6 protein-coding genes are annotated in these 6,000 nt (G+C 69.0%); all 6 read right to left on the bottom strand.

The genetic code is table 11. The features are described 5' to 3' along the window. Positions 1–208 precede the first annotated feature (208 nt). Complete coding sequence (locus tag J0I99_RS16375; protein WP_291392760.1) at positions 209–733, bottom strand: RNA pyrophosphohydrolase; 525 nt, start codon at positions 731–733, stop codon at positions 209–211. Then, positions 733–1,869, bottom strand: a complete 1,137-nt coding sequence (locus J0I99_RS16370; protein WP_291398632.1) for a divergent polysaccharide deacetylase family protein — start codon at positions 1,867–1,869, stop codon at positions 733–735. The genes J0I99_RS16375 and J0I99_RS16370 overlap by 1 nt, the downstream gene beginning before the upstream one ends. 219 nt (positions 1,870–2,088) lie before the next feature. Continuing rightward, positions 2,089–3,432: a S41 family peptidase gene (locus J0I99_RS16365; protein ID WP_291392764.1), complete on the bottom strand. Its 1,344-nt coding sequence runs from the start codon at positions 3,430–3,432 to the stop codon at positions 2,089–2,091. A gap of 4 nt (positions 3,433–3,436) precedes the next feature. After that, positions 3,437–4,699, bottom strand: a complete 1,263-nt coding sequence (locus tag J0I99_RS16360) for a peptidoglycan DD-metalloendopeptidase family protein (protein WP_291398631.1) — start codon at positions 4,697–4,699, stop codon at positions 3,437–3,439. A 406-nt stretch (positions 4,700–5,105) separates the two neighbouring features. Beyond that, positions 5,106–5,585 (bottom strand): 23S rRNA (pseudouridine(1915)-N(3))-methyltransferase RlmH, encoded by a 480-nt coding sequence (gene rlmH, locus J0I99_RS16355; protein ID WP_291392768.1) that lies wholly within the window; start codon positions 5,583–5,585, stop codon positions 5,106–5,108. 20 nt (positions 5,586–5,605) lie between these two features. Continuing rightward, complete coding sequence (gene rsfS / locus J0I99_RS16350; RefSeq protein ID WP_291392772.1) at positions 5,606–5,932, bottom strand: ribosome silencing factor; 327 nt, start codon at positions 5,930–5,932, stop codon at positions 5,606–5,608. Positions 5,933–6,000 lie beyond the last annotated feature (68 nt).

The following is a 6,000-nucleotide window of genomic DNA, read 5'->3' as shown; positions in this document are numbered from 1 at the left end:
GCCGTTGCATCTGGGGTGACTGCGGTTCCTGCATCGCTTCGCGGTGCCGTGCGCCATAAGTCCCTTCGCAATGGGCGGGGCGACAGTCCCACCGACTACTGAGCCGGTAGACCGGCATAATAGGGACGAAGTCCCGCCCATGCCGCATCTTCGGAAGCGGCGAGACTGAACCAAAACCCGATGGCGCGAGCCAGTCGGGCCTTCGGTGCTAGCCGCGCACGCCGGCGGGGACGTGGGCGAAGGCCTTCACCACTTCGAGATAGGCCTGCCGCTTGAAGGGCACGATCAGGTCGGGGAGCTTCTCGAGCGCTTCCCAGCGCCACTTGTCGAACTCGGCCGGATGGGCGCCGCCGCCGGGGGCAGTGACGTCGATCTCGGCTTCGTCGCCGGTGAAGCGGAAGGCGAACCAGCGCTGGCGCTGGCCGCGGTACTTGCCCTTGAGCGCGATCCCGAGCGCCTCGTCGGGCAGGTCGTAGTAGATCCACTCCGGCGCTTCGGCGATGACCTCGGCGGTGCGGATCGAGGTTTCCTCGTAGAGCTCGCGCCAGGCCGCGGCGATAGGCGTTTCGCCCTTGTCGATGCCGCCCTGCGGCATCTGCCAGGGGGAGTCGTTGACGGTGACGTGCTCCGGGTTGCCTTCGGGCTTGCGGCGGCCGACGAAGACGAGGCCCTGGGCATTGAACACGGCCACGCCGACGCAGTCCCGATACGGCATGTCCTCGCGCTTGGGCATCACTTGGTTCCCATCAGGGCACTGGCCGGGACGATCTCGATGTCCTTGTCGGCGAGCGCGGCGGCCCAGTCGGTAACCGCTTCGATGGAGACCGGCAAGGCCGAAACGATGCCGATGGCGGAGCCCGCTTCCCGCGCCTTCTTCTCGAGGGCGGCGAGCGCCTTCATGATCGGGTCGCGCGCCGGATTGGCGTCGACGGTGGCGTCGATGCGGGCGAACGGCACGCGGTTGGCCTGGGCAAGCTGCGGGGCCAGCGAGCGGTTGGACGAGCCGTCGTCGAGATAGCCGAGGCCCCGGGCGCCCAGTTCCTCCATCACCGGACCGAAGTCGGCGCCAGAGGCGGTGAAGCGCGCCCCCATGTTGTTGATGACCCCGACATAGCCGGTGAAACGGCTCATGACCTGGAACAGCCGGCCCAGGTTGTCGCGTGGGGCCTGGCCGGTGAGCAGGGTATCGGGGCCCGGGTCGTTCTCGGGGTAGTCGAACGGCTCGAGCGGGACCTCGAGGAAGATCTCGTGGCCGGCGGCGCGGGCGATGCCGACGGTGCGATCGAGCGTCTTGCCGTAGGGGGCAAACGACAGGGTGACGGGGCCGGGGAGCTTGTCGATCGCGTCCATGGTGCCATCGAAATTGAGGCCGAGGCCGGAGACGATGATGGCGATGCGCGGCTTGCCGGTGCCGTTCACGACGGGGCGGGCATAGGTCTCGAACGGGGTGACGCCAGTGCTCGACATGCGCGGGATCGGGCCGTACTCGGTCTCCTCGAGCAGCTCGGGGTCGGCGGCAGCCGGGTCGATGGCGGCGGCATCTGCCGGCGCCAGGGCGGTGCTGCCGGGCGTGCCCGGCACCTGGTCGGCCGGGAACATTTCGGGGTCGGCGGTGATGGTAACCTCGCCGGCGCCGGCCAGGGCACTCGCGGCCCCCTTGCCGGCACCGGCGGCGATATCGACGGTGGCGACGGGGCGGCCGCCCTCGGGATCGTCGACCAGCATGACGCGGGCGGCGACGCCGGCGGCGATGAGCGCGACGAGGCCGAGGGCAATGCGGGTGACCGGCACGTGATGCCGCGGACGAGGCGCCGCGTCACTGGCCTTGCGGGCCCCGCGACGGGAAAGGGGGGCGCTGAGATCGGTCATCGTGGGTGCCTGTTCCCAGAATCAACGGGCGGCGAATCGGCCGCCCGGTCGTCGGCCATTGTGTGACCGGCAATGGGTAACGAAGCGTTAACCCTGGGTGCGGCCTGGCACGGGATCAGCTCCCTCCTCTCGATGGGAGGGGCAGGGGCTGGGGGGCCATCGGCGATCACCGGGCCACCCCCTCCCTCGATCCCTCCCCTCACGGGGGAGGGAGGGACCTCAGCCGGCGGACTTGGGCGGGTAGGCCGGGTTGGTCTCGGTGCCCTCGATCAACTTGATCGCGTATTGCAGCTGGTTGTCCTTGTCGGCCTCGGCCGGGACGTACACGGAGGAGCCGACCGTCGCCTTCTCCTCGGTGCCGCCACCGATCTGGCCGGGCAGCGCGGCTTCGCCGATGATCTCGTCGCGGCCCTTGAACTCGGCCGGCACGTCCTGGGTGATGACGATGTCGGGCTGGATGCCGGAGGCCTGGATCGAGCGGTTGTTGGGCGTGTAGTAGCGCGCCGTGGTCAGCCGCATGGCGCCGTCGGCACCGAGCGGAATGATCGACTGCACCGAGCCCTTGCCGAACGAGCGGGTGCCGACAAGCGTGGCGCGCTTGTGGTCCTGCAGGGCACCGGCGACGATCTCGGCCGCCGAGGCCGAGCCGCCGTTGATCAGCACCACCATCGGGACATCGGCGAGCTTTTCGTCGAGCGCATCGGGCTTGGCGTCGTAGCGCGAGCTCTCGCTATCGATCCGGCCGCGGGTGAGGACGACCGCACCCTGGTGGAGGAAGGCGTCGGAGACCGACACGGCCTGGTCGACGAGGCCGCCCGGATTGTTGCGCAAGTCGAGGATGATGCCCTTGGGCGCCTTGCCCAGCTGCTTGTAGGCGTCGTCGATGGTCTTCTTGATGCCCGGGAAGGCCTGCTCGGAGAAGCGGGCGAGGCGGATGACGGCGACGTCGCCCTGCATGGTGAGGCGGGCGGCGCGGGTGGCGATGACGTCCCGGGTCAGCTCGAAGGTGAGCGGATCGGTGACGCCGTCGCGCACCACGGTCACCTTGATCTTGGTGCCGACGGGGCCGCGCATCTTCTCGACCGCCTGGTCGAGGGTCAGGCCCTGGACCTGGGTGCCGTCAAGCTCGACGATGAGATCGCCGGCGAGGATGCCGGCCTTGGCCGCCGGGGTGTCGTCGATGGGCGAGACGACCTTGATCACGCCCTCTTCCATCTGCACTTCGATGCCGAGGCCGCCGAACTGGCCGGTGGTATCCTCCTGGACGTCGGAATACTCGACCGGCTCCATGTAGCTCGAGTGCGGATCGAGCGAGGTCAGCATGCCCTGCAGCGCGGCGTGGATGAGCTTGCGCTCGTCGGGAGCCTCGACGTACTCGGCGCGGATGCGGTCGAACACCTCGCCGAACAGGTCGAGATCGGAATAGACCTCGTCCGAGGTGCGCGGACCGGACGCCGGGGCGGTGGCCGCGGTCTGGTCCTGCGCGATCAGCGGGGCGCAGGCGAGGCCAAGCGTGAACACTGCAGCCAGCGAAGCAACAATGCGGAGGGGCGTCAGGCGCATCAAATCATCCACTCTGGGTTGGAACGGCGGCCGGCGCCCACCAGCCGGTGGGATCTACAGGCTCGTTGTTCTTTCGCATTTCAATATAGAGGGTCGGGCGGGAGACACCAGCGCTGGTCGCGACGGTACGGCCAATTGTCTGTGATCCCATGGTGCCGACGGGTTCTCCCATCATCACGAACTGGCCGAGCTGCACGTCAACCTTGGCCAGACCGGCGAGCAGCAGGGTGTAGTCCTGTCCGGCATTGAGGATGACGATTTGGCCGTAATTGAGGTAGTTGCCGGCAAACAGCACCCAGCCGTCGGCCGGGGCGACCACCTGGGCTTCGGCGCGCGTGACGATGGACAGGCCGCGCGAGATGCCGCCGAAGCCGTCGCCGGCGCCATAGTCGATGACGGTGACGCCGCTCGACGGCATGGTGAGGAAGCCCTTGGCCTGGGCGAAGGGCACGGCAGGCTCGCTGCGGTTGGTGTTGGCGAGCGCGAGCTTGACCGTATCCTTGTCGAGCGTCGGAGCGGTGCCGCCGGCATTGGCCGCGGCCGTCGCCTGCGCGGCGGTGCTGACCGCGGCGGCGCGCTTCTGCAACTCGTCGATCAGCTGCTTGAGCGAAGTGGCCTTGTCGGCCAGCGCCTGCGCCTCGGCTTCCTCGGCGGCAAGCGCGGTGGTGGCGCGGTTCTCGTTCTCCTTGCGCGCCGCGATCAGCGAGGTGATGCGCAGTTGCTCCTCCTCGAGCACCTGAAGGTTGGCCTCGAGCTGCTCCTGCTGCTTCAGCGCCTCGGCCTTGATCTCGCCCAGGTGCCTCAGGTCGGCCATCACGGCATCGGCCTTGGCCTGCAGCTCAGGCAGGATGGCGGAGATGAGGATGGCGGAACGGGCCGAGCCGAGGGCGTCGGACGGGTTGACGATCAGCGCCGGCGGCGGGTTGCGCGAGATGCGCTCGAGCGCGGCGAGGACGTTGGAGATGTTGTTGTCGGCGCCATCGAGGCGGCCGCGCACCTCGAGCTCCTGGACGATCAGGTCGCCCAGCTTGTCCTCGAGGGCGGCGATGTCGGTCTCGGCGCGCTTCACCCGCTCTGCGGCAGCAATCAGGGCGGCGTTCTGCTTGTTGCGATCGCCCTGCATGTCGGCGATCTCTTTCTTCAGCGCGTCGGCGCGCTCCTTCGACAGGGAGATCGAGGCTTCGATGTCGCTTAGCGCCTGCTGCCGGGCGGTCATCTCCGGATCGGCCGACGCGGCCGGGGCGGTGGAATCGATCGAGGGCTTCAAGCCCAGGTCGGGAGCCGCGGCTGGCTCCGCGGCAGGGGCCACGAGCGGGGCGACCGCCGGCGGTGCCTCCTGGGCGGGGGCGGGGCTGCCGAAAGTAAACGCCAGCAATGCGCCGGCGCCGACAGCACGTCTCCACGAGCCCCTTTGAGGCATCAAGCTTCCCGGTCCAGCCGAATCAAGATCACGCGACCATAGCGCAGAAGGCGCATAGTTCGCGGGTTTGTCTTTTGCGTGGCCGGGGGTTGGCTCTCCTCCCCCGTGAGGGGAGGGGCCGGGGGGTGGGGGTCCATCGGGGATCACCGCACCACCCCTCCCTCGATCCCTCCCCTCAGGGGGGAGGGAGGCGAAATCCGAGAGATCCGTCGTTCCCGTGAGGGAGGGAGGCGAAAACCGGGAGATCCGTCGTTCACTCCCGGTGGTACGGGTGGCCCGACAATATCGTGGTTGCCCGGTAGAGCTGCTCGGCCAGCATGATGCGGACCAGCTGGTGGGGCCAGGTGAGGGGGGAGAAGCTGAGCGTGAGGTCGGCGCTCCTGGCGAAGGCCGGCTCGAGCCCGTCGGCCCCGCCGATGACGAAGCTGACGGCCGGGCGGCCATCGTCGCGCCAGCGGGCGAGCTGGTTGGCGAAGGCGGCGGACGGCATGGTCCTGCCGTGCTCGTCGAGCGCGATGCGGATGCCTTCGGGCAGGGCGGAGCGCAGCGTTGCGGCCTCGTCGGCCTTGCGCGTGTCGGCGCTGGCGCCGCGGGACTCGGCGAACTCGAGGATGTCGAAGCCGGTCAGCGCGAGGGGCTTGCCCGCCGCCTTGGCGCGGTCGAGATAGCGCGCGACCAGTTCGCGCTCGGGGCCCTGCTTCATCCGGCCGATGGCGGCAATGGCGATGCGCAAGGCGGACGGCCGCTAGTCGATCAGCGGCCGTCGGCGGCGAAGTCGACGGCCCACATCTTCTCGATGTTGTAGAACTCGCGCACTTCGGGCCGGAAGATATGGACGATGACGTCGCCGGCATCGACCAGCACCCAGTCGGCGTGCGGCAGGCCCTCGATGCGCGGCTTGCCGTAGCCGGCATCGCGCAGCGCCGTCACCAGCTGGTCGGCAACCGCACTGACGTGCCGGTTCGACCGGCCGGACGTGACGACCATGTGGTCGGTCAGCGACGACTTGCCGGCAATGTCGATGGCCACGGTCTGCTCGGCCTTGGCATCGTCAAGGCTCTTCAGCACCAGGTCGATCATGTGGGGTTCGGCGGCGGCTTCGGGCGCGATGTCAGCCGCTCGGGCGGTTTCGGTCTTCTTCTTGGGCG

The sequence above is a fragment of the Devosia sp. genome, assembly GCF_017307495.1.
GTDB lineage: Bacteria > Pseudomonadota > Alphaproteobacteria > Rhizobiales > Devosiaceae > Devosia_A.
Note: the sequence above shows the minus strand (reverse complement) of the source record. Positions and strands in the feature narration are given on the sequence as shown.